Source organism: Streptococcus mitis (assembly GCF_946188685.1).
Classification (GTDB): Bacteria; Bacillota; Bacilli; order Lactobacillales; family Streptococcaceae; genus Streptococcus; species Streptococcus mitis_CC.
This window is the reverse complement of sequence record NZ_CAMHWH010000022.1, coordinates 1-641: the sequence shown is the minus strand read 5'-3', so window position 1 is coordinate 641 and position 641 is coordinate 1. Positions and strand designations below refer to the sequence as shown.

Annotated in this window: 1 pseudogene; it reads left to right on the top strand. The window is 38.1% G+C overall.

From position 1 onward, the window contains the following. Positions 1-641, top strand: a pseudogene (locus N8N51_RS10330) (bacteriocin-associated integral membrane family protein); the annotation flags it as partial.

The following is a 641-nucleotide window of genomic DNA, read 5'->3' as shown; positions in this document are numbered from 1 at the left end:
GAGAATTTTGCAAACTCAGAACAGAGTTTAATAGCTAGAAGAATCGTAGAGCCGAGTAAGGATGGGACGACTCACTTTACTTATGCAACTTATGGTCAGGGAACTTTACCAAAAGAATTCCAAGAAGCTAGCCAAGAAAGTCGTGAACGTAGTGATCCGCTAAATAGTTATCTCCTTTTGTCAGGCTCCTTGACGAAAGAAAAGCTTGCCGATAAATTAGGAGATTTGGGTTATAAAGCAATTCCTGACCGAAAGACACCGCCCTATTCTCTTGCTTTTAGAATGTTACTAATTCCCCTTATTTTAATTAGTTTAGCAATATTTGGCTTATCTTTCTTTGCTCTGGTGATTATTACTCGGATTAAGGAAATGAGAGCAGCAGGTATAAAACTCTTTTCTGGTCAGACTCTCTTATCCATCATGGGGCATTCTTTATCTACTGATATCAAATGGCTCCTTCTATCAGCCCTCCTTTCCTTCCTAGGTGGGGGAGTCGTTCTTTTTAGTCAAGGTTTGTTTTATCCTATCTTGTTAGCCACCTATGGTTTTGGGATTAGTTTCTATCTGTTGTTTTTATTGGCGATTTCAATTTTACTAATGCTTCTTTATCTAATGAGTTTGAGTTACAAAGCATTAGTTCC